At 68.3% G+C, this 24400-nt stretch carries 24 protein-coding genes, 1 tRNA gene and 1 pseudogene; 16 read left to right on the top strand and 10 right to left on the bottom strand.

The window, feature by feature from the left end:
- Nucleotides 1-700 precede the first annotated feature (700 nt).
- Both ABZS69_RS59950 and ABZS69_RS59945 read left to right on the top strand, forming a co-directional pair.
- Complete coding sequence (locus tag ABZS69_RS59950; RefSeq protein WP_355391670.1) at nucleotides 701-1795, top strand: hypothetical protein; 1095 nt, start codon at nucleotides 701-703, stop codon at nucleotides 1793-1795.
- Nucleotides 1796-1937: 142 nt separating this feature from the next.
- The gene (locus ABZS69_RS59945; RefSeq protein ID WP_355391667.1) at nucleotides 1938-2429 is read left to right on the top strand and encodes a hypothetical protein; all 492 of its coding nucleotides are present in this window, start codon (nucleotides 1938-1940) and stop codon (nucleotides 2427-2429) included.
- Between the two features lie 495 nt (nucleotides 2430-2924).
- On the opposite strand, the gene ABZS69_RS59940 is transcribed toward ABZS69_RS59945, so the two are convergent.
- Nucleotides 2925-4571, bottom strand: a complete 1647-nt coding sequence (locus tag ABZS69_RS59940) for a PQQ-binding-like beta-propeller repeat protein (RefSeq protein ID WP_355391664.1) — start codon at nucleotides 4569-4571, stop codon at nucleotides 2925-2927.
- Here ABZS69_RS59940 and ABZS69_RS59935 point away from each other — a divergent pair.
- The gene (locus ABZS69_RS59935; protein ID WP_355391661.1) at nucleotides 4560-4700 is read left to right on the top strand and encodes a hypothetical protein; all 141 of its coding nucleotides are present in this window, start codon (nucleotides 4560-4562) and stop codon (nucleotides 4698-4700) included. The genes ABZS69_RS59940 and ABZS69_RS59935 overlap by 12 nt on opposite strands.
- A 74-nt stretch (nucleotides 4701-4774) precedes the next feature.
- Here ABZS69_RS59935 and ABZS69_RS59930 read toward each other — a convergent pair.
- Together ABZS69_RS59930 and ABZS69_RS59925 are read right to left on the bottom strand one after the other, a co-directional pair.
- Nucleotides 4775-4844, bottom strand: a tRNA-Arg gene (locus ABZS69_RS59930).
- A 58-nt stretch (nucleotides 4845-4902) separates the two neighbouring features.
- Nucleotides 4903-6057, bottom strand: coding sequence for a DUF5685 family protein (locus tag ABZS69_RS59925; RefSeq protein ID WP_355391658.1), 1155 nt, complete (start codon nucleotides 6055-6057; stop codon nucleotides 4903-4905).
- Between the two features lie 402 nt (nucleotides 6058-6459).
- Here ABZS69_RS59925 and ABZS69_RS59920 point away from each other — a divergent pair, with 402 nt between their 5' ends.
- The 4 genes from ABZS69_RS59920 (at nucleotide 6460) to ABZS69_RS59905 (ending at nucleotide 8508) form a co-directional block, all read left to right on the top strand.
- Nucleotides 6460-6591 carry a hypothetical protein gene (locus ABZS69_RS59920; protein ID WP_355391655.1) on the top strand — a complete coding sequence of 44 codons (132 nt, stop codon included), beginning with the start codon at nucleotides 6460-6462 and terminating at the stop codon, nucleotides 6589-6591.
- A 76-nt stretch (nucleotides 6592-6667) separates the two neighbouring features.
- Nucleotides 6668-6964 (top strand): hypothetical protein, encoded by a 297-nt coding sequence (locus tag ABZS69_RS59915; protein WP_355391652.1) that lies wholly within the window; start codon nucleotides 6668-6670, stop codon nucleotides 6962-6964.
- 283 nt (nucleotides 6965-7247) lie between these two features.
- The gene (locus ABZS69_RS59910; RefSeq protein WP_355391649.1) at nucleotides 7248-7661 is read left to right on the top strand and encodes a hypothetical protein; all 414 of its coding nucleotides are present in this window, start codon (nucleotides 7248-7250) and stop codon (nucleotides 7659-7661) included.
- A 370-nt stretch (nucleotides 7662-8031) separates the two neighbouring features.
- Entirely contained in the window at nucleotides 8032-8508 is a 477-nt protein-coding gene (locus tag ABZS69_RS59905; RefSeq protein WP_355391646.1) for a Tn3 family transposase, read from the top strand.
- Here ABZS69_RS59905 and ABZS69_RS59900 read toward each other — a convergent pair.
- Both ABZS69_RS59900 and ABZS69_RS59895 read right to left on the bottom strand, forming a co-directional pair.
- Nucleotides 8405-9157, bottom strand: coding sequence for a MerR family transcriptional regulator (locus tag ABZS69_RS59900; RefSeq protein ID WP_355391643.1), 753 nt, complete (start codon nucleotides 9155-9157; stop codon nucleotides 8405-8407). The genes ABZS69_RS59905 and ABZS69_RS59900 overlap by 104 nt on opposite strands.
- 31 nt (nucleotides 9158-9188) lie before the next feature.
- The gene (locus tag ABZS69_RS59895; protein WP_355391640.1) at nucleotides 9189-10148 is read right to left on the bottom strand and encodes a CPBP family intramembrane glutamic endopeptidase; all 960 of its coding nucleotides are present in this window, start codon (nucleotides 10146-10148) and stop codon (nucleotides 9189-9191) included.
- A gap of 330 nt (nucleotides 10149-10478) precedes the next feature.
- Between ABZS69_RS59895 and ABZS69_RS59890 the strand changes: the two genes are divergently transcribed.
- Nucleotides 10479-10874, top strand: coding sequence for a nuclear transport factor 2 family protein (locus tag ABZS69_RS59890; RefSeq protein WP_355391637.1), 396 nt, complete (start codon nucleotides 10479-10481; stop codon nucleotides 10872-10874).
- A gap of 58 nt (nucleotides 10875-10932) precedes the next feature.
- Here ABZS69_RS59890 and ABZS69_RS59885 read toward each other — a convergent pair whose 3' ends face one another.
- Nucleotides 10933-11388 carry a transposase gene (locus ABZS69_RS59885; protein ID WP_355391634.1) on the bottom strand — a complete coding sequence of 152 codons (456 nt, stop codon included), beginning with the start codon at nucleotides 11386-11388 and terminating at the stop codon, nucleotides 10933-10935.
- 22 nt (nucleotides 11389-11410) lie between these two features.
- Here ABZS69_RS59885 and ABZS69_RS59880 point away from each other — a divergent pair, with 22 nt between their 5' ends.
- Nucleotides 11411-11596 carry a hypothetical protein gene (locus ABZS69_RS59880; protein ID WP_355391631.1) on the top strand — a complete coding sequence of 62 codons (186 nt, stop codon included), beginning with the start codon at nucleotides 11411-11413 and terminating at the stop codon, nucleotides 11594-11596.
- Here the strand turns inward: ABZS69_RS59880 and ABZS69_RS59875 are convergent.
- Nucleotides 11572-11988, bottom strand: coding sequence for an HIT family protein (locus ABZS69_RS59875; RefSeq protein WP_355391629.1), 417 nt, complete (start codon nucleotides 11986-11988; stop codon nucleotides 11572-11574). The two genes, ABZS69_RS59880 and ABZS69_RS59875, sit on opposite strands and share 25 nt — an antisense overlap.
- 287 nt (nucleotides 11989-12275) lie before the next feature.
- On the opposite strand from ABZS69_RS59875, the gene ABZS69_RS59870 reads away from it, so the two are divergent.
- Nucleotides 12276-12986, top strand: a complete 711-nt coding sequence (locus ABZS69_RS59870) for a GNAT family N-acetyltransferase (RefSeq protein WP_355391626.1) — start codon at nucleotides 12276-12278, stop codon at nucleotides 12984-12986.
- A gap of 421 nt (nucleotides 12987-13407) precedes the next feature.
- On the opposite strand, the gene ABZS69_RS59865 is transcribed toward ABZS69_RS59870, so the two are convergent.
- Complete coding sequence (locus tag ABZS69_RS59865) at nucleotides 13408-13635, bottom strand: integrase core domain-containing protein (RefSeq protein ID WP_355391623.1); 228 nt, start codon at nucleotides 13633-13635, stop codon at nucleotides 13408-13410.
- Between the two features lie 378 nt (nucleotides 13636-14013).
- Between ABZS69_RS59865 and ABZS69_RS59860 the strand changes: the two genes are divergently transcribed.
- Both ABZS69_RS59860 and ABZS69_RS59855 read left to right on the top strand, forming a co-directional pair.
- Nucleotides 14014-14931 (top strand): NADP-dependent oxidoreductase, encoded by a 918-nt coding sequence (locus tag ABZS69_RS59860; protein ID WP_355391620.1) that lies wholly within the window; start codon nucleotides 14014-14016, stop codon nucleotides 14929-14931.
- A gap of 410 nt (nucleotides 14932-15341) precedes the next feature.
- Nucleotides 15342-16607 (top strand): hypothetical protein, encoded by a 1266-nt coding sequence (locus ABZS69_RS59855; protein ID WP_355391617.1) that lies wholly within the window; start codon nucleotides 15342-15344, stop codon nucleotides 16605-16607.
- Nucleotides 16608-16880: 273 nt separating this feature from the next.
- Here ABZS69_RS59855 and ABZS69_RS59850 read toward each other — a convergent pair.
- A pseudogene (locus ABZS69_RS59850) lies at nucleotides 16881-17015 on the bottom strand (IS110 family transposase); the annotation flags it as partial.
- A 635-nt stretch (nucleotides 17016-17650) separates the two neighbouring features.
- On the opposite strand from ABZS69_RS59850, the gene ABZS69_RS59845 reads away from it, so the two are divergent.
- The 4 genes from ABZS69_RS59845 to ABZS69_RS59830 all read left to right on the top strand — a co-directional run bounded on the left by ABZS69_RS59845 (nucleotide 17651) and on the right by ABZS69_RS59830 (nucleotide 23004).
- On the top strand, nucleotides 17651-18226 hold the full coding sequence (locus ABZS69_RS59845; RefSeq protein ID WP_355391615.1) for a hypothetical protein: 576 nt from the start codon (nucleotides 17651-17653) through the stop codon (nucleotides 18224-18226).
- A 158-nt stretch (nucleotides 18227-18384) separates the two neighbouring features.
- Entirely contained in the window at nucleotides 18385-20376 is a 1992-nt protein-coding gene (locus ABZS69_RS59840) for an FHA domain-containing protein (RefSeq protein WP_355391612.1), read from the top strand.
- A 96-nt stretch (nucleotides 20377-20472) separates the two neighbouring features.
- Nucleotides 20473-21855 (top strand): FAD-dependent oxidoreductase, encoded by a 1383-nt coding sequence (locus ABZS69_RS59835; RefSeq protein ID WP_355391609.1) that lies wholly within the window; start codon nucleotides 20473-20475, stop codon nucleotides 21853-21855.
- Between the two features lie 219 nt (nucleotides 21856-22074).
- On the top strand, nucleotides 22075-23004 hold the full coding sequence (locus tag ABZS69_RS59830) for an integrase core domain-containing protein (RefSeq protein ID WP_355391606.1): 930 nt from the start codon (nucleotides 22075-22077) through the stop codon (nucleotides 23002-23004).
- Here the strand turns inward: ABZS69_RS59830 and ABZS69_RS59825 are convergent.
- A complete protein-coding gene (locus tag ABZS69_RS59825; protein ID WP_355391603.1) occupies nucleotides 22941-24143 on the bottom strand; it encodes a hypothetical protein in 1203 nt (400 codons plus the stop codon). The genes ABZS69_RS59830 and ABZS69_RS59825 overlap by 64 nt on opposite strands.
- Between the last annotated feature and the right edge of the window lie 257 nt (nucleotides 24144-24400).

Below are 24400 nucleotides of genomic sequence, written 5' to 3'. Positions count from 1 at the left end.
ACGGCGCAACAGCGCGAGGGCCTCGTGAAGGCGGGTCTCGTCGGTGTACGCGGCGGGCCTGGTAAACGTTCGCCCGGCTTCGCTCACGGACATGGTGGGATTCATGGTGAAGCCTCCTGTCTCATCGAATGGCGCGACGGGGCGGTACATCCGGCCGGGAGGAGTGCCTTCCCGTCGGCGCCCTACAGGCCAGGAGGTGCCATTCCCGCGGCGCCGCGTCCCCATGCGGGGAGTCGATTCGGTCAGGACCAGGGACCGACTGCCGACCCGGTTCTCTGAACGTCAATGGGGACAGACGCTGCCGCATCGACACAGGTGGTGACAAAAGGATCGTTGATCCCGTAAGTTCACCGGATTCCCACCAATTGGAGGATCTACGGTGAGCACCCCCAACATCGTATGACTGCGGCCTGCTTGGCTGTCACATCACGCTCCCGTCCCTACGTTGCGGTTCGTCGGCTTTCGCCCGTACGACCGATGCGGCCTCACGCTGTGGACTCTGATCTACGCCACATAGGTCTGCTCGATCGGTCACGCGCTTCGTTTCGTACGGAGCTTCGAGCTCACGCACCCGTGAGTACATCCGTCGCGAGACGGTAGCTATCGAACGTTTGAGACGTCAGGCGCGTCGAACGCAGTGTGCGTATGCTCGATGACGGCTGTTCACGGAGGAGGAACCGTGGTAAGTCCCACGCCCCAGGTGATCGTGATCGTGCTGCGCGGGGTCGTCGATGACCGCTCCGCGAAAGAGGCTGCCCGCATCCTGGAGGGCCGCCTGGAGCAGCGTGAGCGCTGGCTGATCTTCGACCTGTCCGGTGCGCAACGGATCACCCCGGGCGGCTGGCGATTCATGCTGCGCGCTTGGCTCGACGCGCGTGAGGTGGGCGGAGGCGCAACGCTGGCGGGCGATGCAGGGGCTTGGCGGGCTGTGGCCCACCAGATCGGACTGCCGACTTCATCTGACGTGGATCAGGCCCTGGCGGCTCTGAACCCGGATCGTCGGAGGTCAGAAAGGGTCTTGTCGGCGGGACGGCCATCGGATAAGGGGTCCCGGGCGGGAATGCCCCCAATGGACGGATGGGAGAAGGCATTCCTCGCCTTCTTCGGATACCGGTCGTCATCCGATCCCTTGAAGGACGCATTCTCCCGTGCGCTGGTCATGCAGGCGCTCGCCGACGTCAGGCCGGATGAGATAGAGCCCGATCCGGCTATGGAGATCATGCCGGACGACGAGGTGCTGGACGCTTTGCGTGGGTCCCTGCTGCCCAGGGGCACGCAGGAAGGCTTCGCCTACCTCGGAGACGCTGAGAGTGCGCCGGCGGTGGAGCGGGCGCTGCGGCAGTTCGGCGAGGCGTTCGGATGGGAGGTCACGCCGCGTTCCGAGCCGCTGGAAGGCTCGTGGTTTCGCCGATTCCGGCTGAAGGCCAAGGATCTGGCGATGTCCGCGGACGCCAAGGAGATCGCCGAAGAACTGCGCCGGGCGGCCGAGCTCCGAGCGCTGCACAGCGTCCAGGCGGACAACGACAGCAAGCAGGCACAGGCCGCGGCGACGCTGATCCAGGCGCTCGACGGCACTGAGCAGGCGGTGGTGATGGTCGGGTCGGTCCTGGTCATCAAGGATGCGGGTCGCTTGGCGGTGCGTACGCTGACTCAGCGTCAGCTGATGTTCCTGGAGCGCAGCGCCGACATGACGCAGCCGAGCGATGTGCTCGAAGCGCTGGAGCTGTGTGGTGCTACTGATGACCCGCCGCCGACGCGAGGGCGCTCCCTGCCCTCCGGCGAAGATGATGACTGATCTGAACGGTGTCGCGTTCGGCAACTTCGGCAACGACGGCTCTCTGCGGTGAAGCGTCTGTTCCGAGCCGGGCAGGTAAGCGTACGCGGCTCGCGCCGGCGTCTGGACCAGACTGTCCCGCTCGAAAACACGGTTTAGTCCTGTGAACTGGGGTTTGCTGCGTGATCAGGGCGGCGACTGCGACCATCGCAAGGTGGTGTTGTCGCTTGCCTGCCCGTTGGTGCGCGGCTTGTTCGACGTGCTGACGGTGCTGGCCCGCACTGATCTGTCCAGCAATGTTGAGCTGCTGGTGCTGCGCCACGAGAATCAGGTGCTCCGCCGTCAGCTCGGCGGACGGCCGCAGTGGGGTCACGCCGACCGGCTCTGGCTTACGGCATCGTCGCGGCTGATTCGCCGCCGCCGGTGGGCGGAACTGCTCCCGGTCACCCCGGCGACGATCCTGCGTTGGCACCGCACCCTCGTGAGGCGCAAGTGGACCTTCACCGACAAGCGGCGCCCAGGACCGTCCTCCACCCGCCGGCCGGTCAAGGCACCGATCGTGTGGATGGCGCGGAAGGACCCGACCTGGGGGCACCGGAGAATCCAGGGCGAGTTGGCGCGCCTGGGCTACCCGATCGCGGCCTCCGCAGTGTGAAAGGCCCTGCACGCGGCGGGTATCGATCCGGCGCCCCGCCGACCCGGGCCAAGCCGGCGGCAGTTCCTGACCGCTCAAGCCCACTCATCGCGTGTGACTTCCCGGTGGTCGAGACGATACTGCTCAAACGGCTACATGTGCTGGTCCTCATCGAGCACGGCACCCGGCGACTGCCTGACCGGAGTGACCGCGCACCCGAGCGGAGCATGGACGGTGCAGCAGGCCCGCAACCTGGCGATGGATCTGGTCGACCGACTCGCCGGGCTGCGGTTCTTGATTCACGATCGGGATCCGCTCTTCACCTCCGCCTCCAGGGCGGTCTTCGAAGCCGAAGGACCTCGGGTCGTGAGGGATACGTAACTCAATATTCGAGCGGCACACGGTCACCACCGGCCTCTACTATCCCGCCTGGCCTTTCTCCTCCACCCTCATCCTCGTGCACACCGTGTCCGGGAGGCCGAGAGCATGCGCACCGCCCCAGATCGCGAGGCCGGCTCAGCGAGGGTGCAGGGCGTACAGGTTGCCGCCGGCACCCGTGTAGATCAGGCCGTTCGCGGGGACGGAAGCGGTCGCGTACGTGCCGCCGCCGCTGACCAGCGGCTGGTCCGCGCCGGTGGCGGCGTCCAGGGCGTGGACGGTGCCGTCGACGGTGCACGCGTACACGGTGCCCGCGTGCAGGACGAGGCCGGACCTGAGTGCCGCGCCCGTCGGGGTGCGCCACAGCACCGTTCCCGAGGCTGCGTCCAGGGCGTGGATCGCGCCGTCGGCGGCCTCCACGTAGACGCGGCGCCGGTCGGCGGCCAGGGTCGTGCCCGCGAGGCCGACGCCGGTCGGGAAGATCCAGCGCTGCCTGCCGGTACGGGCGTCGAGCGCATGCAGGACGCCGTCCTTGCCGCGCACGTAGACGGCGTCGCCGTCGGGCAGCGGGGCGGTAAGCGGGGCGGCACCGAGCGGGACGTTCCACCGTTCCTCGCCGGTCGCGGCGTCCAGGGCGTGGAGGCGTTCGCCGGCGCCGCCCATGTAGGCGACCTTTCCGGCCGGGGCGACCACCGTATCGTCCCCCGTCTCCACGTGCCATCGCGGGCGTCCGGTGGCGGCGTCCAGCGCGTGGCCGGCGACGTAGACCAGGCCGCCCGCCGCGACGGGAGCGTCGGCGTGGGGTGAGCGCCACACTTCCCGGCCGGAGGCCGCGTCGAGGGCGACGGTATGGGGCCAGCCGCCATAGAAGACGCGGCCCTCCGCCACGGTGAAGTCCAGCAGGTGCTTCGCCCGCCGCTGCCAGCGCGGCCGGCCCGTACGGGCGTCCAAGGCGTAGAGGTTGGCCCCGTCCGCGACGTACACCAGGCCGCCGGCGACCACGAGCGTACGGCCGAAGTACCCGCCGAGCGCCTGGCTCCACCGCAGGCGGCCGGAGGAGGCATCCACGGCGTAGACCTGGCTGCCGTCGGCGGTGTACACGATGCCGCCGCGGACCACGGGGACGGTTTCCACGAGTGCGTCGGCGGGGAAGCTCCAGCGCACTCGCGGCAGCGCGGCGGGAGCGCGCCGGGGCAGGTGGTAGCGGGCCAGCAGCTTGTCGCGTACCTGCGGGGCGAGGGCTCGGAGCGTCTGCCGCGAGGAGGAGGTGAGGCGGACGATGACCGGGCCCACGCTCACGACGGCCTCGGGCGCGCTGCCGGTGCCGGTGGCGGTGGACCGGAGGTAGTCGAGCAGGTACGGATCCTCCGTCACCGGATCGTGGAACCATTCCCGCTTGATGGAGGCGGTCTCGACGGCGTACAGGCGGTGCGCGTCGGCGGAGACCCAGTCCACCGACAAGGAGACGACGGGCTCGTCGTCCGTCGGCGGTACCCGGTCGCACTGGACGGGCTTCGGCAGTTCCCGCCCGAACAGGGCCTGGGTGGCGGGCCTGGTGATGTAGCCGCCCCTGGGAGGGCGGGGCAGCAGGTCGCACGCGTCCGGCCAGGCGTCCGCCGCGACCCCGTCGAGCAGCTCGCGCCCGTCAGGCACCCCGTAGCCGAGGGTGTAGGCGGCGACGGTGCCGGCGGCCAGCCGCACGAAGGCCAGGCCGGGGGCCGTACCCACGAGGACGGTGCGGCCGCGCACACCGACCTGAAGGTGGTGCAGGACATGCTCGGGCACGCCAGCATCGTGCTGACCGCCGACACGTACGTCTCGGTGCTGCCGAAGGTGGCTCACGAAGCCGCCCGGGAGACGGCCCGGTTAGTGCTGACCGCTGCATCCGCGCTGGGGCGGCCGCTCTGCGGCTGACTCAGCTTTGCCTCATATTTGCCCCATGGCGCCCTCGGGCGTGACCGCGGCGGGAGTTTCCGCAGGTGGAGAAGCGCGCCCTGCAGGATTCGAACCTGCGACCGTCGGATTAGAAGTCCGGGGGTCGCGATCCTGACCGGGCGCTTCGGCATCAGCCACCGGGCTTATCGCCCAGACCCTGCTGACGTGGCTCCCGCGGCAGTCAGTCGCAGCCGCAGCCGTCACAGCAACAGCCGTCCTCGCCCGGGCAGCAGGAGCAGCAGTTGCCGCAGCAGTCGTAGCCGGAGCAGTCGAAGCGCTCACAGAAGGAGCCCTCGCGGTCCTCGTCCCAGGCAGGCCGGTACAGGCCGCACGTGCAGCACGTCAGTGCGGCGCACGCCAGCGACAGCAGCCCACCGGGATCCCGCTTCGGCGGCCGTCCTCCCGGCGGCGCTCCGGGATCGCTGGGCGCGTGTCCGGGCGGGTGGCCGGTGCCGTGGGTTCCGGCGGTGGCGAAGGCTCGGGAGACGGCGCTGCCGGTCTCCCGCACCAGCAGGGCGCGCGTCAGGCCGGGGCGGGGCAGGTCCAGCTCGTCCACGGCGGCGCGCAGTTCGGCGTGCGCGGCGTCGCAGTGGCGGCGCGCCTCGTCCAGGCCGGTGCCGGTGGCGGCCAGCGGGTTGTACGCCCCAGACGCCCGGTCGTCGGCCAGGTCCTCCACCGCGTCGATCAGGTGTGCCAGCTTCCCGAATCCGCGACCGGCCGCCTCCAGGGCCTCTCGGTTGTGCGGCTTCCCCGCGAGCACCGCTGTGTGCGCGAACGCGGCGGCTACGGCGTCCTCGGTGGGCCCCGTCAGCTCTCGTAACCCGGGCGCCGCGCTGCTCCTCGGGGGCACCTGGGCGGGGGCGCGTTCCAGGAGGGTCTGGCGGTCGGCCGCCGCCGTCAGCGGGGTGGGATCGAACCCCAGCGTGCCGGCCATGGCCGTGCCGGCCGAGGACCAGCGGCCCGCCAGGCGGGTGGCGCCGGCGGCCACCGGGCGGCGGGCGTACACGCCGTCCCCGTCCGCCACGTGGTCGCTCACCTTGCCGGCCGCCAGGAGCAGCGACACCGAGGCCGCCAGCCGTACCCCCTCGGACTCCACTACGTCGGCGCCCTTGAAGCCGCGTAGCGCACACGGGCCCGCCCTCCGGCGCGACGTGGACGTGGGCGACTGGGCTTCGGTGAGGACGGACACGAGCAGGCCGTCGTAGTTGGTCACCAGGCGCGACAGGTGTCCGTGCTCGTCGCGGAGCGCCAGGCAGAGCCCGCACAGGTGGCCCATCCAGTCCGCGTAGAGCCCTTTGCACATGACGTGCCGACACGGGCGGACAATGCCGAACATACGTCCCCTTATGTGTGCATTAGAGAGCCAACCGTAGCACCAGGCCGCCGTAAGACACCTCTGCAGCGAACGGATCCCCAGGAAGGAGAAGGTGCCCTCACCGACCGGCCTGGAGCACTGCGCCTGCCGACCTAAAAGGACCAAAATCGTTTGGACAACGGGTACCCGCACGGTCATCGTTTGCCGTGATCGGATCCGGCTCGGTGCGCAGCCGCGCCGCTTGCCTGACCACCACCCGCGGGCAACTGCGGAAGCCGTTAGAAGCTCAGAACGGATGGCCAACGGCAAGTCGTTACGTCTGGGCCCGCACCTGACCAGCTTGGGGTCATCCACCGGAGCAGATACACCCTCTGTCGACGTGGTGCACGCGAGGGCGCTGAGCTCGTCGTCGCGGTCGGCGTGGTGTTTTCGCGCGACCGCGTCGTCGCGATGCGGCCCGACGGCGCCGCGTCCTTCCGGTTCACCGACTTCGACCGCATCTCGGGGGAACCGGGCGAGTACGGATGCACGCCGAACGTCTACCTGTACCCATGACGACCCACTAACGATCCCCGCGCCGCCACGGCCGGCCCTGGCGGCGCGGGGCCTACACGGCTGGTACAAATGGGGCATGAGCGAATCCGTCGGGTATCCCCCGCGGCCGAATGTGCCGACGGCCCGGCGTGTCTACAGTCGGACGTACCGGGTGTGGGCTCGGGTGCTCCTGTGGACGCCGATCGCGCTCACGGTGGCCGGCGTCGTCCTCGGCCTGGGGCTGTTCGCGGCCGCTGACGCCGACCCGACGCACAATTCGTCCGCGCTCGGCTATCTCGGCCTCGTTGTGTGGGGCGCCCTCGCAATCCTGTCACCGGTCCTGCTCGGGTCGTTCATCGCCGGGCTGGTCATGCTGAACCGCACGCGCAGTTGAGGTCGCGGCGGGACGCGGCCCGACCCAGAGTGCCGCTGCGCAGGCGCCGCGGAGATGCGTGACTACGGCGAGGTCAAGCGGATCGTGCTGGAGGCGTGCCTGCTGCACCAGGCGCGGGTGCGGGCCCGCGATGACTCGGTGACCATGCTGTGCAAGCGGATGAACACCATGCACATCAAGGCTCGCGAACTGCTGGAGACCATCCGCGCCGAGCAGCGCCAGCGCAACGAGCGGATGCTGGCGGTGCTCGGCGACCTGCTGAGCGCCGGCCAAGGAGGTCGATGTGGCGGCGCGGAACGCGCCGAATCCGTGGACGGCGGTGCGGCGCCGGGACGAGACCGGCCGGGCGGTGCTGGAGACGATCGAGACCAACGGCGGCCTGGCCGGCCTGGTGGCCGAGCACGAGGCGCTGGCCGCCTTCCACGGCGACAACTACCTGCCGTTGCTGGATCGCTTCTACCGCAGCCACCGCGCCCTGCTGCTGCGCCTGGCCGGCGTGCTGGGGCTGGAGCCGGCCAGCGCGGATCGCAGGCTGCTTCAGGCGCTGGAGTTCGTGCGCGCCAACGCCACCCGCGCAAGCTGGTGCGCCGGCATTTCGAGATCTGCGTGTTCTCCTGCCTGGCCGATGAGCTGGTGTGCGGTGATGTGGCGGCGGCCGGGTCCGAAGCCTACGCCAACTGGCAATCGCAGCTGCTGAGCTGGGAGGCATGCCAGCCGCACCTGGCCACCTACTGCGCCGAGGTCGGACTGTTTGACACGGCCTCGGAGTTCGTGACGCAGATGAAGACCCGTATGAAGGACGTGGCCGCGGCCGTGGATGCGAGCTACCCGGACCACGCCGACCTGACCATCGACGAACAGGGCCGACCCTCGCTCAAGGCCCGCAAGTCCGCCGGGAACAGCACCGAGGCACTCAAACTGGCCACGGCCGTCAAGGACCGGCTGCCGGAACGCTCGCTGCTGGAGATTTCAACCCGGACCACCCGGCACCTGCGCTGGTTCCGCCATTTCGGCCGCTGTCGGGATCGGAGGCAAAGCTGGCTGACCCGCTGGAGCGCTACCTGCTGGTGGCCTTCGCCTACGGCTGCAACCTCGGCGCCGCCCAGGCCGCCCGGCACCTGGGCGGCCGCATCAGCGCGCACGAGCTGTCCTACACCGTGCGCAAGCATGTCACGCTGGTCGGCTTAAACAAGGCGATCGCCGATGTCGTCAACGCCTACCTACGCTTGGATCTGGCCCGGTTGTGGGGGGAGGGCAACGCGGTGGCCGCGGGCGGCACCAAGTACGACATCTATGTCGCCAATCTGATCGCCGAGTTCCACATCCGCTACGGCGGCTATGAAGGCAACGCCTACCACCACATCGCCGACAACTACATCGCGCGGTTCTCCAGGTTCGTGCCGTACGGGGTGTGGGAGGCGGTCTACATCATCGAGGGGGTCACGGGGCGTCGTCACCGGTGTCGGCACCGTCGTCGTCGGCCTCGTGGAGCAGGTGCGCTCGACGGAGCACGTCGACCTGCGCGGGGTTGTAGAGCGCCCTGAGGGCGTGACCGGCGGCGCGCCGCGCCGCCTCGGCCTGGCCTGGCGTGGTGGCCCGCGGCTCCAGCGTCACGCCGTGTGCGGTGGCGCCCGGGACGATGAAGGGCGCGAGCTGCTCGGCGAGGGCCTGCCTGGTGGCATCGTCGGCGTCTTCGGGCAGGTCGCGGAACGCCTCGTCGAGATCGTCGTTCGGGTGTGCCTCGAGCGTCCGGCGCAGGGCCTCCATCGACTCGTCCGAGAAAAGCTGGGCGTAGATCGTCAGCAGGGCGCGGTCGTTGTCGCGCAGGTCCTGGACGAGGCCGCTGAAGCTGGTCGGCACCTCCGGTGACGCGCCCGGCTGCGCCAGGGTGGCCAGCTCGCGCCGGATGCTCTCCAGCCGCCGGACCGTCGACTCGAGCTCGGCGTCGACGGTCCGGAAGACGGAGGCCTGCCCTTCGCCCCTCGTGCCCATCTCGGCCACCCGCGCGAGCGGCACACCGAGCCCGGTCAGGCGCTTGATCTGCAGGAGCCGCGTCAGGTGGTGCACCTCGTAGCGCTTGTAGCCGTTGGGCTCGCGGTCGGGCTCGTCGAGCAGCCCGACCTGGTGGTAGTAGCGCACCGTCTTCACCGTGATGCCCGCCAGGTCGGCGATCTCGCGTGTGCTCCAGGTCATGGGGTCCTCACCTCGTCGTCCGGTGCCGGTTCTAGGTCGTGATCCGTGTACGTCGCTCGCGCACCCAGACGAGGACGACCATGGCGATGTTGACGGCGGCGAGGATCAGGAGGGCCGCGTCACCGGTGTCGGTGGACCGGTCGATGGTGTATCCCTCGCCGTCCGCCATCAGCGTGTTGACGCTCGAGAACAGGACGTTGTTGGCGATGTGGAACGCGGCCGGCGCCTCGATGCCGCGGCTGATGATCGCCATCAGTCCCGTGGCAACGCCGATGAAGGTGTAGTAGCCGAACAGCCAGGGGTCGCTGGAGCCGTGGGCGACCGCGAAGGCCAGGCTGGAGACCACCAGACCGACGGCGAGGGCCGGGCGAACGGCGCGCACCCAGGACGCGGCGGCGGGCAGCACGGCGCTGCGGAACATCAGCTCCTCGCCGACGGACTGGAGAGGAGTACTCAGCACGGTGATCACCAGCATGAGGATCGTCGTCCCGGAGACACCGAACGCGACCCAGCCTGGGGACTCGGGGGCAACCAGCGCCACCACGCCGATGCCGGCGCCCACCAGCAAGGCCGCGCCGAGCAGGTACTGCGCCAGGCGTCGACCGTCGAACGCCCGTGGTGAGCTGATCAGGCTGCGCCACGGCACCTTCGCCAGCCGTGCCAGCAGCAGGATCGCCACCACGCCCGAGATGCCCACGCTCAGGTTGACGGCCAGGAGCTTCAGTGGGGTGAAGGTGGCGGACATCGGGTCGTCGCTGCCCTCGATGACGCCCACGACCTGGTACAGCAGGATCTGCAGGAGCACCATCACGACCGGCGGCACGACGAGGACGACCAGCGGCCTCCACCAGCTCATGCGGACGTGGGCACCGAACGGCCGGGAGCCGTCGACACCCGGCTCGCGACGTCCGGATGCCGGGTCGTCGGCCTGGTGCGGTGAGCTCGGGCGCGCTGCCGTGTTCGGGGTCTGGCCGGGTCCTGGCACGGACATCGGGCGGTCCTCCTGGGTCGAGATGGTTGTTCCACGCACCAGCGAACACCGTGCCCTGGGGGCACACTCAAGCGGTGTACCGCTCGAATATTGAGTTACATGGCCTGAGCTGCGGTTACGCGCCGTGGTGGTATTCGTTGATCGTGCCTGCGACGACGGGTTTTCGACGGATGGATCGTAGGTCGTTGAGGTCGGTCACGTGCCGGGTAGGCTGCGCTTCGATGTCCGGGGGTTCCGGGACTGATGCGGCCGGTGCGGCGCGAGCAACGGCCCGGCCCACCCGTACCGGAGGGAACCAGGTATGACCTCCGCACAGAACGTTCTGACGGCATGAAGTTTCCGGTCGTCAAAAGGCTGATCGAAGCCATCAACGCGCATGACCTCGAGTCGCTCACTGCCACCTTTGCCCGCGATTTCAGCAGCACATGGCCTGCCCACACTGCCCGGTCCTTCGCCGGTTCCGAAGAGGTGCGCAAGAATTGGGAGTCCATTCTCGCCCAGTTCCCGGATATCCAGGTCTCGGTGACCGGGTATGTCGAGTCCGCGGATGAGTTCTGGGGCGAGTTCCACTACCTTCGCCCGGGTGCGTCCGACATGCGCGGCGTAACCATCGTCAACGTACGCACGGATCAGATCGTCCAGTCGCGGTTCTACATGGAGGAGGTCGACGAGACGTCGGTCCCGCACCCCATGCCCGGAGTCGCCGGAGCGCCCACCACGAATTGACGCGGGAGGGTAAAACAACAACGGCTCCGGCACACTTTTGGGATACTGTTGGTGATCTTCATTCGGTGGATGACAGTAGTGTCCGGCAGAGTTGCTGGAAGGGGCTGTGGGAACGGGTTGGCCGGGTGGGGTAGACGCCCGGAGTGTCGTGGTCGGCCAAGCGGAGGACGTTGGTACCCGCTGCGGTGAGGCCGTGCTGGACGTGGGTTTTGGCGAGGCCTTTGTAGCGGCATTCGCGTAGTCCGTAGGCGCGGGTGGTTTCGGAGATGGTGGCTTCGCAACCGGCGCGGAGGGCGTAGCGGGCCTTCCATGCATCGGTGTGCTGGTCGGCTCGATTCTGGGTCTGGATTTCCGGCAAGGGCTGAGGCAGCAGGTTGAGGTGCCGGCCTTTGCCGCTGGCGTCGCTGGTGCAGGACTGGCGGTCGGGGCAGGCTCGGCACGCTGCCCGGGGAAAGAGGACGGATGGGCGGGGGCGGCCGTCGTCGAGGGCGAGCGTCCAGGGTGGGCTGGTCACGTCGTTGGGGCAAGGTAACCGTGTGATCATCCCAGTTTGTGCGGAAGTCTTCCTTGGTAAATCCCGGTCGTCCGCGTGGATCGGCGCGGACCGGCCCGATCAAGGCGATGCTCCAGCGCTGGGCGGTGTGGTGGATGATGTCTGGAGTGACATAGCCGGCGTCGACCAGGCGCTCGACCGGAGTCAGAGCGCGGCGGTTCTGATGTGATCGGCCAGTGGCGACAGCGACGACAGCGGCAGTTCCCGGTGCGTCCACGCCTGCCTGAGATCCTCGGGGGTGTAGCGGGGAAGCAGGTGAAGGTGGAAGTGGAACACGGTCTGCCAGGCCATAGGGCCGGTGGCGTGCCAGATGTTCATTCCGCCCGGTTCCAGCGCGCGCCGCAGCAGGGCGGCGGTGTGCACAGCACCCCGCATCAGCAGGCCCGCGCGTTCCGGGTCGATGTCGGTCAGGTCGCGACAGTGCTCGCGGGGGACGACCAGGGTGTGACCGCGAGTCGCCTGCGAGATGTCCAGGAAGGCGACCACGTGCTCGTCAGAGTAGACGATCTCCGCGGGGATCTCCCCAGCAACGATGCCGCAGAATGTACAGGTTTCGGTCATGGCCGCCCTTCCTCCACTTGATCGAACCAGAGCGTATCGACGCCGGATCAGGCGCAAGCGAGCGAGACATGCCTGTCGAAGCTGAGCGCCGTCCGCAGGTGGGCGGGACGGGCGCTGCCAGCACGCGGTTGCCGAGCCATCTCGCAGAACTGGCGAGTTGTGAGAGAGGTGGTGAGACAGCGACCCAGGCGAATGCGGCGATGACCATGCGGCATGCCGGCCTCGCACGACTCCTCATGCATGACAATGGCCACCGTCCATCCGCACGACACGAGAGGCACAGCACGATGGTGAACCGCGACGGCCAGGCCGCTGCACTCGACGACCCGGTGGGTGAATCACTGCGCGGTCACCACGCGCACCTCGCCCGCCGGCTTGGACGGGCTACCACCTACCTGCCGGAAGTGGCGACCTTCTCCGCGGTAACCGCCGACCCGGGCCCGCAGGAGTGGGCCGACCTCGCCCAGCTGCTGGGGCGAGGCGAGTTCGCCGACATGTTCAGCTGCGCGGCCACACCACCGTCGGACTGGCAACCGGTCTTCGTCCTCGAAGGCCGTCAGATGATCTGGCCCGGCGGCAGCCGGTCCGATCATCCACATGGCGAGACCGTCACCGGTGTGGTCGAACTGGGCGCGGACAGCGTGCCCGAGATGCTCGACCTCGTCGCGCGGGCGCAGCCGGGACCGTTCTGGCCGCGCACCCACGAGCTCGGCGCCTATCTCGGCATCCACGACAACGGCAAGCTGGTGGCGATGGCCGGCGAACGACTCCGACCACCGGGATGGACCGAGATCAGCGCCGTCTGCACCGCCCCCGAGGCACGCGGGCGAGGCCATGCCGCCCGCCTGATCACTGCGCTCGTCGCGCGTATCGCCGCTCGCAACGAACGTCCCTTCCTGCACGTGGCCGAGGCCAACACCGACGCGATCGCCCTCTACGAGCGGCTCGGCTTCGAAACCCGCAAGCACGTGACCTTCCGGGGGTTCCGCACACCGTGACCGCCTGCGCCGCGCCTGGCCTTCCAGCGACTTCTCGCGGATGTACGCGCGCTCGGACTCGGCCATCCCGGTGAAACCGCCCCATGTCCGGCAGGGCTGTAGAGCCTCTACACCCAGGAGGTCTTCTTCATAGCCCGCGGACGCTACGCCCGTGCTTTCATCGCGGTCACCGAGGGATGGCACGTCACCGCCGAGGAGCCCGTCGCTACCGCGGACGACGTGAGCACGAACATCGGCCGCACTCGTGACCAGGCCGATTTTCACGTCCCCGGCTCTCTGATCGAGGAGGCCAGACTCATCCTGTGCCGCTCGAATATTGTGTTACGTAGGCTGAGCTGCAGTTAAGCGGCGTGGCGGTATTCGCTGATCATGCTCGCGACGACGGGTTTTCGGTGGATGGATCGCAGGTCGTTGAGGTCGGTCACGTCGCGGGCAGGCCGCGTTGCGGTGTCTGGGGACGTTGCAGCCGGTACCCGTTGTAGTGAATCAGGTACTCGCGAAGCACCTGGGCCAGATGGCGTTTGTGGAGAGTCAGGATCCGGTCCAACAGTTCGCGGCGCAGGGTGCCGATGACCCGCTCGCGGATGGCGTTCATCCTCGGCGTCTGCGGCATGGCGGCGATGATCCGAAACCCTTCGGCCGCGAACATCTGAGCGGTACCGTCTCGACCACCAGGAAGTCGCACGCGATGATCGCGTGGGCCTGAGCGGCCAGGAACTGCCGCCAAGTCGGCCCAGCCCGGCGAGGCGCCGGATCGACACCGGCGGCTTGCAGGATCTCCCACACCGTGGAGGCCGCGATCTGATACCCCAGCCGGTCCAACTCGCCCTGAATCCGCCTATGCCCCCCAGGTCGGGTTCTCCCGAGCCATCCGCACAATGAATGCCTTGACCGGCCGGCGGGCGCCGGGCCGTCTCGGACGCCGTCTGTCCGTGACGGTCCACTGGTGTCCGGGTACGACCTCGCTCGGGAGATGACGTCGTACGCGGACACGTGTAGGCGAGGACTGGACATAGGAAGATTCCGGATGAAGGCGATTGTGGTGACGGACCAGGCCGCGGGAACGGCCGGGATGACACTGGTGGAACGGCCCGAGCCGCGGGCAGCGCTGAACGACGTCGTCGTTCAGGTTCATGCGTCGGGATTCGTCCCGACTGAGATGGCGTGGCCCTCGACCTGGACCGATCGCCTCGGCCGTGACCGAACACCGTCGATCCCTGGGCACGAGCTGGCCGGAGTGGTCACCGCCCTCGGCTATGGCACGACGGGGCTGTCGGTGGGACAGCGGGTGTTCGGCCTCACGGACTGGACTCGCGACGGCACCCTGGCGGAGTATGTGGCCGTCGAGGCACGCAACCTCGCACCGCTGCCCGGCGACGTCGACTTCACGGTGGGCGCGAGCCTGCCGATCTCGGGACTGACCGCGTGGCAGGGGCTGTTCGAGCACGGCCGCCTTCAGGCAGGGCAGAGCGTCCTCGTGCACGGCGCGGCCGGCGCAGTCGGGTCGATGGTGACGCAACTCGCACGAGAGGCCGGCGCCTACGTCATCGGCACCGGACGCGCCGCCGACCGTCACAAAGCGCTCGACTTCGGCGGGCAGGAGTTCGTCGACCTTGAGAACGACGCGCTGGAAGACGTCGGCGAAGTCGATCTGGTTTTCGATGTCATCGGCGGCGACATCGGGAGACGGTCCGCAGGCCTGATTCGAGCCGGAGGAACACTGGTGTCCGTCGTCGGGCCGCCCGAGGCGCGGCCCGACGACGGCCTGGCGATCGACTTCGTTGTCGAGTCCGATCGCGCCCAACTGGGTGAGATCGTCCAGCGGGTGCGGGACGGGCGACTGCGGACGAACATCGGCAACGTCGCGACCCTCGACGATGCCGTCGCCGCCCTCAACCCGACCGAGCGACGCAAGGGGAAGACGGTCATCCGCGTTCGTCCGTGAGGACTCGAGGACGCGATCGTCAGGCGGCAGGTCGGCGCAACCAGGCCGGCATTCCCCGGGCAGCTCGTGAAGATCAAGCTCGTCGAGTCAGCGCGGAACGTAACGCGGCCGTTCGAAACGGTCCCGTCACGTTCCGCGCTCCATGCTGCTCTACCCCGTTTGGCCTGGGCTTGGACCCACAACGCCAATGCCGTGGACTTAAGGATCCGGTCCTATCGGTGTGGCAGGCAAGATCTTCACAACGGCCAAGGGTTGCTTGGTCGGCTGAAGAGGACGAGAGGCCGTTTGGTGCTGGCGTGCGCCGGTCGGCAGCCTCGATGGCGGCTGCCCCGGCCACCCTTCTGGCCCGCAGGTATCACAGAATGTGATCGCGGGTAGCGACCGCTTGGAACAATGAGTGACTGAGAGGGATGGCGATGTTGGATAGCCGCTGGATGCGCGGTGTGCTGGCCGCGCTGGTCCCGCTGGGGCTGACCGCGGGCCAGCCCGGCCCGTCCGGGTCTCCGGCGCGGGAGAAACCCCCGGTCGTGCTGTTCCCCGCGTTCCATTTCACCAAGCTCCAGGCGACCGTACGCGACCAGACCACGGCGCCGGGCTGCCCGCGCTCTGGCACCTTCCAGGACTGGTTCCGCAACGACCAGCCGAGCAGGTTCAGCCAGGTCTGCCGAGACCGGCTGCTCACCCTGCGCTACCGCGACGATCCGTCGCTGCCGATGCCGGGGCGCTTCGCCGAGCAACCGGGCGTCACCGTCGAGATCATGGAATACGGCCGCACGGACAGCGCACCGTACTACGAGGCTCTCTACCGCAGGCTGGAGACCAACGGGTATGTCCGCGACCAGGACATCCGGGTCGCCGGATACGACGCCCGGCTCACCCCCGACATGGGCGGCTTCTTCGAGCGCACCCGCCGGCTCATCGAGGACACCTACCGTGACAACGGCGAGCGGCCGGTGCACCTGGTCGGCCACTCCAACGGGCCGCTGTATGCCCAATACCTGCTCACCCACACCAGCCAGGCGTGGCGAGACCGCTACATCCACGGCTTCACCCCGATCGCGGGCAACATGCCGGGGCAGGGCCTGATGTACTCCCTGATGTTCACCGGGCAGAACATCCAGGACTTCGGCTACCCCACGACCAGGCAGAACGCGCGGAGCAGCGCGCGGATGTACCAGAGCGCCCCCTCGACCTACATGAGCGCTGCCGACCCGGCGGTCTTCGGCGACCGTGAGGTCGTCATCCGCGAGTCCTCGACGGGCCGCTCCTACACGCCTCGCGACTATCGGCGCCTGTTCGCCGACGCGGGGCTGCCGACGGCCGGGAAGATCGCCGCGTACTACATCGGCTTCGTCCGGTTCGCCGATCCGAGGTCGTTCCCCGACGTGGACGTCTACGGAGAGAAGGGTTCCGGTTTGCCCACGGTCGTCGGGGCCCGGCTGGCGAACCTGTCCACCGGCCAGATCGCCGACCCCGGTGGCTTCCTGCGGCGCGACGGCGACGGTAACCAGGAGGACATCACCAACAACGCCATCCTGGCCTGGCGGGCCATGCACTGCCATCACTTCAGCCTGACGGACAATCCCGGCGTGGAGCACGGCGCGCTGCCCAACGACCCCACCCTGCTCGACCGCCTGGTCACCGTCCTGGGCCGACCGCGCACCCGCTGCCGGTAGCCTGGCACCAAACCGGGCTGAGAGGCGGCCTCGTGCTATTCAACCCCGCGGCGGTGCGCACCGAGCGTTCCCGATACCGGGGAGCGCAGATACCCAAGGCTTGGGCGGGCACAGCATGAGGAACGCCAGGAGATCCATTGGAGCTTGTGGAGCGCCCGGTGCTCAGTAATGGGCACGCCGGGGGCGGAGGGCGGGTCAAGGAAACGGGCCGATCGAAATACCGGTACCGCGCCTTGGCCCGAACCCACCCCAGGTCCGATGCTCCTATAGATGTCAAGCGGCGAGTTCACGATCGTTTTTGGTGATGATCCGGTAGAGCTCGCGGGCGATATAGCATTTGAGGCAGCGGATGATCTCTTTCTTGGAGAGTCCCTCTTTGGTGCGGCGTTCCATGTAGGCGCGGGTGCGGGGGCGCAGCGCAGGCGTTGATGCTGACCTGGGGCTTGGGATTTCAATTCTGGCGGGCATGATCGCTGTTCATGGCGCTGCGGCTGGTTTATCTGATCTTCGTTCGGCTCGCGGGTTGGGTGGTGCTGCTGGGTCGTTCGCAGAGGTCGAAGGATGCGGAGATTCCGATCTTGCATCATCAGCTCGCGGTGTTGCGTCGGCAGGTGGCAATGCCTCGGCCGTCGTGGGCGGATCAGGCGGTGATCAGCGCGCTCGCGCGACTGCTGTCTCCAGCCGGTCGTCGGCGGTTGTTCGTGACGCCGGGCACGCTCCTGCGCCGGCACGCCGATCTGGTGCGGCGGCGCCGGACCTTCAAACGCCGCAGCCAGGGCCGGGCGCCTCCATCCGGGCTTTGGCACTTCGTTTGGCCAGGGAGAATCCGCTGTGGGGTTACCGGCGGATCGCCGGCGAGTTTGCCGCTCTGGGCCATCGGGTCGGAGCCTCCACGGTGTGGGAGATCCTCCACGCTGCCGGTATCAATCCCGCGCCCCGCCGGGCCGGGCCGACCTGGCGGCAGTTCCTGACCGCACAAGCCCACGCGACCATCGCCTGTGACTTCCTGCTGGTCGAAACCCACGCTGCTCAAACGGCTGTATGTGCTGGTCTTCATCGAGCACGACACCCGGAGACCGCACCTGGCCGGAGTAACCGCCCACCCGACCGGAGCATGGACCTTGCAGCAGGCCCGCAACCTGGCGATGGACCTGGGGGAACGCATCGCCGGGCTGCGATTCTTGATCCACGATCGGGATCCGCTCTTCACCTCCGCCTTCAGGGAGGTCTTCCACGCTGAAGGGCTGCGGGTCATCACCACCATGCCGCGGACGCCGAGGATGAACGCCATCTGCGAGCGGGCCATCGGCACCCTGCGCCGCGAACTCCTGGACCGGATCCTGATCCTCAACAAACGCCACCTGGCCTGCGTGCTCCACAAATACCTGATCCATCCACTACAACCGCCATCGGCCGCACCAGTCCCGGCACCAACGACCTCCAGACATCCCAACGCAGCCCTCCCGCGACGTGACCGACCTCAACGACCTGCGATCCAACGGAACGATCGACCTCCAACCGTCATCGAGAAGGCGATCGAAATCCCACGAGCCAGGCGCTCATCCGAAAACAGACACCCAGTTATGCCCGCGCAAGGATCCTGTCCTCACGCCCGCTGACCATCAACCCAAGCTTCATCCTCAAGTTGAGTGGCGCGGAACAGAGAAGTCCAAGCTGCCGATGTGCGTACTTCCCACTTACGCGGCTGCTTCTGGTCGCACATGATGGACTTGGACTCATCGATGACTAGATCTCTTGTCACGATAAGGAAGGCATCATGCCCCCTGCCATCGTCGGACACGACGGCCCCCTCACCGACCGCCACTTCCCGCTCGGTGACACGCCGACCACCTTCGGCCGCAGGCAAGACTGCAGCGTGGTGCTCTCCAGCGAACGAGCTTCGCGCCGCCACGCCGAGATACGCCACGAGGCAGGGCGTTACATCCTGCACGACCTGGGAAGCCGCAACGGAACGCTGGTCAACGGCAGGCGCGTCACCTCACAGGTGCTCCAACCGGGCGACGTGATCACGATCGGCGACGAGCAGTTCCGCTTCCTGCCCTCCGACGACGTCGCGACCATCTACGGCGCGTCCCCGCTGCCGCAGGCGAGCGGACCCGCCCCATCGGTCGATCCCGGGCCGGTACTCCGGGTGACCGTCTCCGGCGGTGGGCCCGTCGGGCTGAGCTTCGCGCTCCTCCTGGAGCACCTCATGGGATCACGGGTCGTCGTCACTGTTTACGACGGCCGCTGGACCCAGGACGGTGCTCAGGTCTCGTGGAAGGGGCAAGATCAGGGAAATGTACGGCGCCAGCAGGTCGTCACGGTTCAGAGCCGCCAGTACCTGAACCTCCCCGACCCGGTGCAGGCTCGGCTGTTCAAGCCCGGGGCGTACTCCGAGATGTGGCCGCCCGGCCCCGACTCCATCCGAGGACAAGCCCCGCGTAACCTCCGCATCGCCTACATCGAGGACACGCTCCTGGAGATGGCCGGCGAGAAGTCCGACCGCATCCGGCTCGTCCCCACCCGCTTCGATCCCGACGAGCAGGGCGACAGCACGAAGCAGGATCATGTGCTCGCCATCTGCGAGGGTGGCCGTTCGCGCACGCGGGAGCATTTCACCGGCAAGTTCGGCACCGCCGACAGCTCGATCTACTCCCTGAACGGCAAGCACCTGCAGGATGTCGTGCTGGGCTTACGCGTCAAGTCCGACCTGCCTGACGCCATGTCGGTCCTGCTGACCGTGGCCCAGAACCGCTACCTGCTCAACGCCCTGGGCGGCGAGGGTTTCCTCAACATGCGACTCACCGACGATGAGGCCGCGGAGGTCATCGGCATCGATCCCGTCCGTCGCGTGTTCGAGGAGTGTGTCGCCGCCAACCCGTGCATGATGGGCCGTACCGACGACGGAGACTTCCACTGCTCCACTCACGGCACCTTGTTCCTGCCCGCCCTGATCAAAGGGTCCGCCCTGTGGCGGCGGGTGCAGGAAGGGCTGGCGATGTTCGGCGTGGCCGAGTACAACCTCAGCGCCGTCACCGCCTTCCGGCTCGACATGGTGCAGCGGCCGCGCTTCACCGCGCGCCTGCACGCCCCTACGTCCGCCACTCCGGGCACCTACGGCTTCCTGCTCGGCGACGCCGCCAACGCCATCCACTTCTGGCCGGGGCGCGGGCTCAACAGCGGGCTGGCCTCGGCCATCTCTCTGGCCCGGTCGCTCAGCCAGGCCTGGCGCGGGCGGGCCTTCCGCGACGCGGACTTCATCCGCCACGAGGCAGCCATGGCGATGCTCCAGTACCGGCACAAGAGCCGTGCCTGGCAGGCGATGGTCACTACCGACGAGGATGGCCTCACCCGTGCCATCAAGGACAACATCGCCAAAGGCTGCGCCGACGCGCAAACCGCTCCGAGTTCCGACGCGCAGGTCGCGGCGGACATCGACACACTGATGAACCGGCTCGGGATCGTCCGGGGCCGTCTGTCACAGCGCGTCTCCGGCCTGCCCGACGACGCCGCCCTGCGTGCCCACCTCGGCCGGCTGTCGGCTGAAACTCTGCGCATCCTGGTCATCAGCGACGCGTGGGACACAGTGATCATGGGCGGCGAAGAGGTCGACATCGACATCTTCTACCGCGAGGAGCCCGCGTCCGCTTCGGGCGGAGAACCCGTGTGGGCTCCACGACTCGCCACCGAGCGCGAACAGCACACCAGGCTGATCTCCAGGTCGACAAGCCGATCGCCACGGCCAACGGCACAGGCCCCCCGGTAGACCTCGCCGCAGGTCAGCTCACTGCTTCTCTCGAGGGCTCCACCTCCTCCTGGAGCTGGATAGGCTCCAAGCCATGGCCTCGATTGACGTGACCCGGTGAGCGCCACCCGTCTGCTGGTCATTGGAGCCGATGCAGCAGGGATGAGTGCGGCGCACCAGGCGATCCGGGCGGCCGGGACCAAGCTGGCTGTGACCGCGCTGGAGGCGACCGGCGATACGTCGTACTCCGCCTGTGGCATCCCCTACTGGGTCGCCGGAGACGTGTCCAGTGGCAACCTCCTGGTGGCCCGCACCGCCGAGGAGCACCGGTCAGCCGGGATCGACCTGCGGCTCGGCGCCACCGCGACCGGGATCGACCGACAGGCCCGCACCGTCACCTACCAGGATGCCGACGGTGAGCAGGTGCTGGGCTACGACGAGCTGGTGATCGCGACCGGCGCGTCGGCCGTGGTGCCGGACTGGGCCGTCCACCCCAGCACAGGGCAACGGTACGCCGGCGTCGCGCCGGTCAAAACGCTCACCGACGGCGCTGTCTGGCTGGACCTGCTCGCGAAACTGCCCAAGGGCAGTGGCCGGGTGGTGGTCGCCGGCGGCGGCTACATCGGCGTCGAGATGGCCGAGGCCGCCAGGAGGCGTGGCTACGAGGTCACCGTGATCACCCGGACTCGGGTGATGAGTTCCTTGGACCCGGACCTGTCCGCTCGCATCGAGAAGGGGATGCACGAGGCGGGAGTCCGGGTCGTGGTCGGCTCACCGGTCGCGCGGCTGGACGTGGCGGACGGACGAGTGCGTGGCGTGTACACCGCAGAAGGCGAGCGCTATCCGGCGGACCTGGTCGTGCTGGCGCTGGGGGTCACACCGAACACCGGTTACCTTGACCTCGACAACTTGCCGAGCGGCCCAAATGGCGGTTTGCGACCCGAGCCGGACGGGAGCCTGGCCGACGGGATCTGGGCCGCCGGTGATTGCTGCGAGACCCGGCATCGGCTCACCGGCACGTGGACCTACCTGCCGCTCGGCACCCATGCCAACAAACAGGGCCGGATCGTCGGCACCAACCTCGTCACACCAGGCGCGCTGCGGTTCGGCGGCGTGCTGGGCACTGCGATCACCCGATTCGCTGAGGGCACGACCTACTTGGAGATCGCCCGCACCGGTCTGAACGAGCGTGAGGCAGCCGCCGCCGGCATCGCGGTGACGTCCCTGGTCACCGAAGGCAGCACGGCCAGCGGCTACATGAGCGAGGCCGACCCGATCGCGGTGAAGTTGCTGGCAGCGCCGTCGGATCGTCGGCTGATGGGCGCGCAGATCGTTGGCGGGCGTGGCGCGGGCAAACGTATCGACACCGTCGCCACCGCATTGTGGCACGGCGCGACCGTTGACGACTTAGCCTGGTCCGACTTGTCCTACGCGCCGCCGTTCGCCACCGCGTGGGACATCGTACAGGTCGCGGCCCGGCGGCTGGCCGACCGACTGTAAGCCACTGGAGTGCGGGCTCTAGCCGTCATCCATCTCGCGCAGGAGCTGGTAGAGGTGCGCATTTCGTACTCTGAACTGGGATTCTGCTGCATGATCAGGGCGGCGGCCGCAACCATCGCGGGGTGTTGTTGCCGCTGATCCACCGGTTGGTGAGGTGCTTGTTCGGCTTGCTGGCGGTGCTGGTGCGCGCTGATCTGTCGAAGGACGTTTGAGCTGCTGATGCTCTGTCACGAGAATCAGGGGCTGCGCCGTCAACTCGATGGCCGACCGCGGTGGGGTCAACTGCGTAACCTGGTGATCCGGTTGGCCAGAGAGAATCCACGATGGGGGCACCGGCGGATCCGGGGTGAACTACTCGGGGTCGGCCATCGGATCGGAGAAGGCACCCCGCCGGATTCTGGCCACGGACGGCCTGGGTCCAGCGCCACGCCACACCTCACCGACCTGGCGACAGTTCCTTCGCACGCCTCCGGCATTTTGGCGTGCGACTTCCTGCACATCGACACCATCTTCCTCAACCGGCTGATGGACCTGGGTGAACGCGCCGGCGCGTTCAGGTTTCTCATCCGGGACCGTGACGGCTGGTTCTCCCGCTCGTTCGATGAGGTGTTCACCTCCGCTGATGTGAGGGTCATCAAGACGCCCGTCCGGTCGCCACGGGCAAACGCGTTCGCGGAACGGATCGTGGGAACACTACGCGATCACCTGCTTATCCATGGTGAGCGGCACCTGCGTAAGGTCCTGACCGAGTACGAACGCCATTTCAACCATCATCGCCCGCATCAGGGCCGTTCCCTCCGCCCTCCCTCGCACGACCCCAGCCAGGTGATCGACATGACCTCCCGGATTCACCGCCGAAGGACTGATCAGCGAGTACCGCAGAGCAGCCTGATGGCCCGGCAAACGCGCAGCTCAGCAACAGTATCGGCGTTTTCGCACCGCGCACGTGCTCGATGCCGTGGGGCCGACGAAGGAGGCCCTGCGGCGCCGATCGCCCCCAGCCCGCCACAGCGGGGTAGCGGCAGGGGCGTCCGGCGCAGCGGTCAGCTTGCGCACATCGCCCACTCCATCGCAGGGAGGAAGGTTCAGCCGGTGACCCGGGCCAGGAACTGGCCCTTGGCGTGCTCGTCGGTCTCCCGGGTGCCGTAGCCGGTGGCCCACAGGCCGCCGCCCGGCACAGCGCCGAGCTGCTTGATCCGGTAGTCGTCGAGCAGCGGCGGTTTCGGCGCCTGCTGCCAGGCAGTGCCGTTCCAGCGCAGCAGCACACCGACGCTGCGCGCGGTGGCGTCGTCCTGCCCGCTGCCTCCGGCCCACACCTCGGTGCCGTTCCAGGCCAGCGAGGTGATTGAGGATCCGTACCAGCCGGTGATCGCCGGGGTCGGCGTCACCGTCCACTCGCTACCGTTCCAACGCATGGCGAACGCCTCGCGCTTCTTGACCGAAAAGCCGTTGGCCTCGTAGGTGGTCCGCTGACCGGCCGCCCACACCTCGCCGGGTCGCGCGGCCACCGCGTCCAGGGTGGTCTCGACCAGCGCTTCCTTCGGCGGATCCGGCAGCCGGGACCAGGTGTGGCCGTCCCAGTGCAGCACCAGGGTGTGCGCATCGGCGCTCGGCCCGTAGCGGTTGGTGGTGCCGACCGCCCAGACGTCGTCCGGCGCCAGAGCATGCACCGCGCTCAGGTCGGTGTTGCCCGCGAGCGGCGGGAGGCTCATCTTCTGCCAGGCGGTGCCGTCCCAGCGGATCACGCCCGCCGTGGAAACCTCACCGCTCGATTGGTCGGACCTGCCGACCGCGAAGGCGGTGCCGCCCACCGCGGCGACATCATCGAGGTAGAAAGGGTTGTTCTGTTCGGTCGGGTACGGAGTGAGGGTCCAGGCCGTACCGTCCCAGTGGTAGGCGATGGTCGAACCGGTGGCCCACACGTCGTTCTCCGCGGCGGCCGACACCGAGGTCAGCGCGCCCCGGCAGGTGATATCCGGCCGGTCGTTCACCCATTTCTGACCGTTCCAGCGGAACAGGTCGGGGCAGACCACACCCGGCGGCGGGTACGGCCAGCCCTCCATCCGCACCTGCCCCACGGCCCAAGCTTGGGTGCCGCTCAGCGCGGCGACATCGTTGAGTTCCTTGAGTTGCTTCTCGGATTCGGTGTACCCGTAGGGGAAGGACAGGTGGTCCCAGACCGGCGCAAGTGCCGCGCCCGCCGGGGTCGCAGTCGCCAGGCCCGCGGCGAGCGCGACCGCGCCGAGAATTCTGCTGGATGTCAGGGATAATATTTTTCGCTTGGTCACGAAGGCTTTCGTACCATCGCCGGTCAGCCGCGCACATGGCCCAGGGAATGCATAGGGGCCCCTGGAGGAATCATAGGGGGCCTTAGGGGGTGCCCCACTGGCGCGTCCATTACGATAGGTATACGCGTAGGGTGGCCGTTGCCGATATATGCGAGGAGAATTCGTCATGGAAGACGGCCATCGAGCGCCAGCGTCCCGAGATCGGCCAGACGATCATTCATTCTGACCCGTGCGGCGCGGTATACCAGCGCCTTGGC

The organism is Nonomuraea sp. NPDC005650, assembly GCF_040605375.1.
GTDB lineage: Bacteria > Actinomycetota > Actinomycetes > Streptosporangiales > Streptosporangiaceae > Nonomuraea.
Note: the sequence above shows the minus strand (reverse complement) of the source record. Positions and strands in the feature narration are given on the sequence as shown.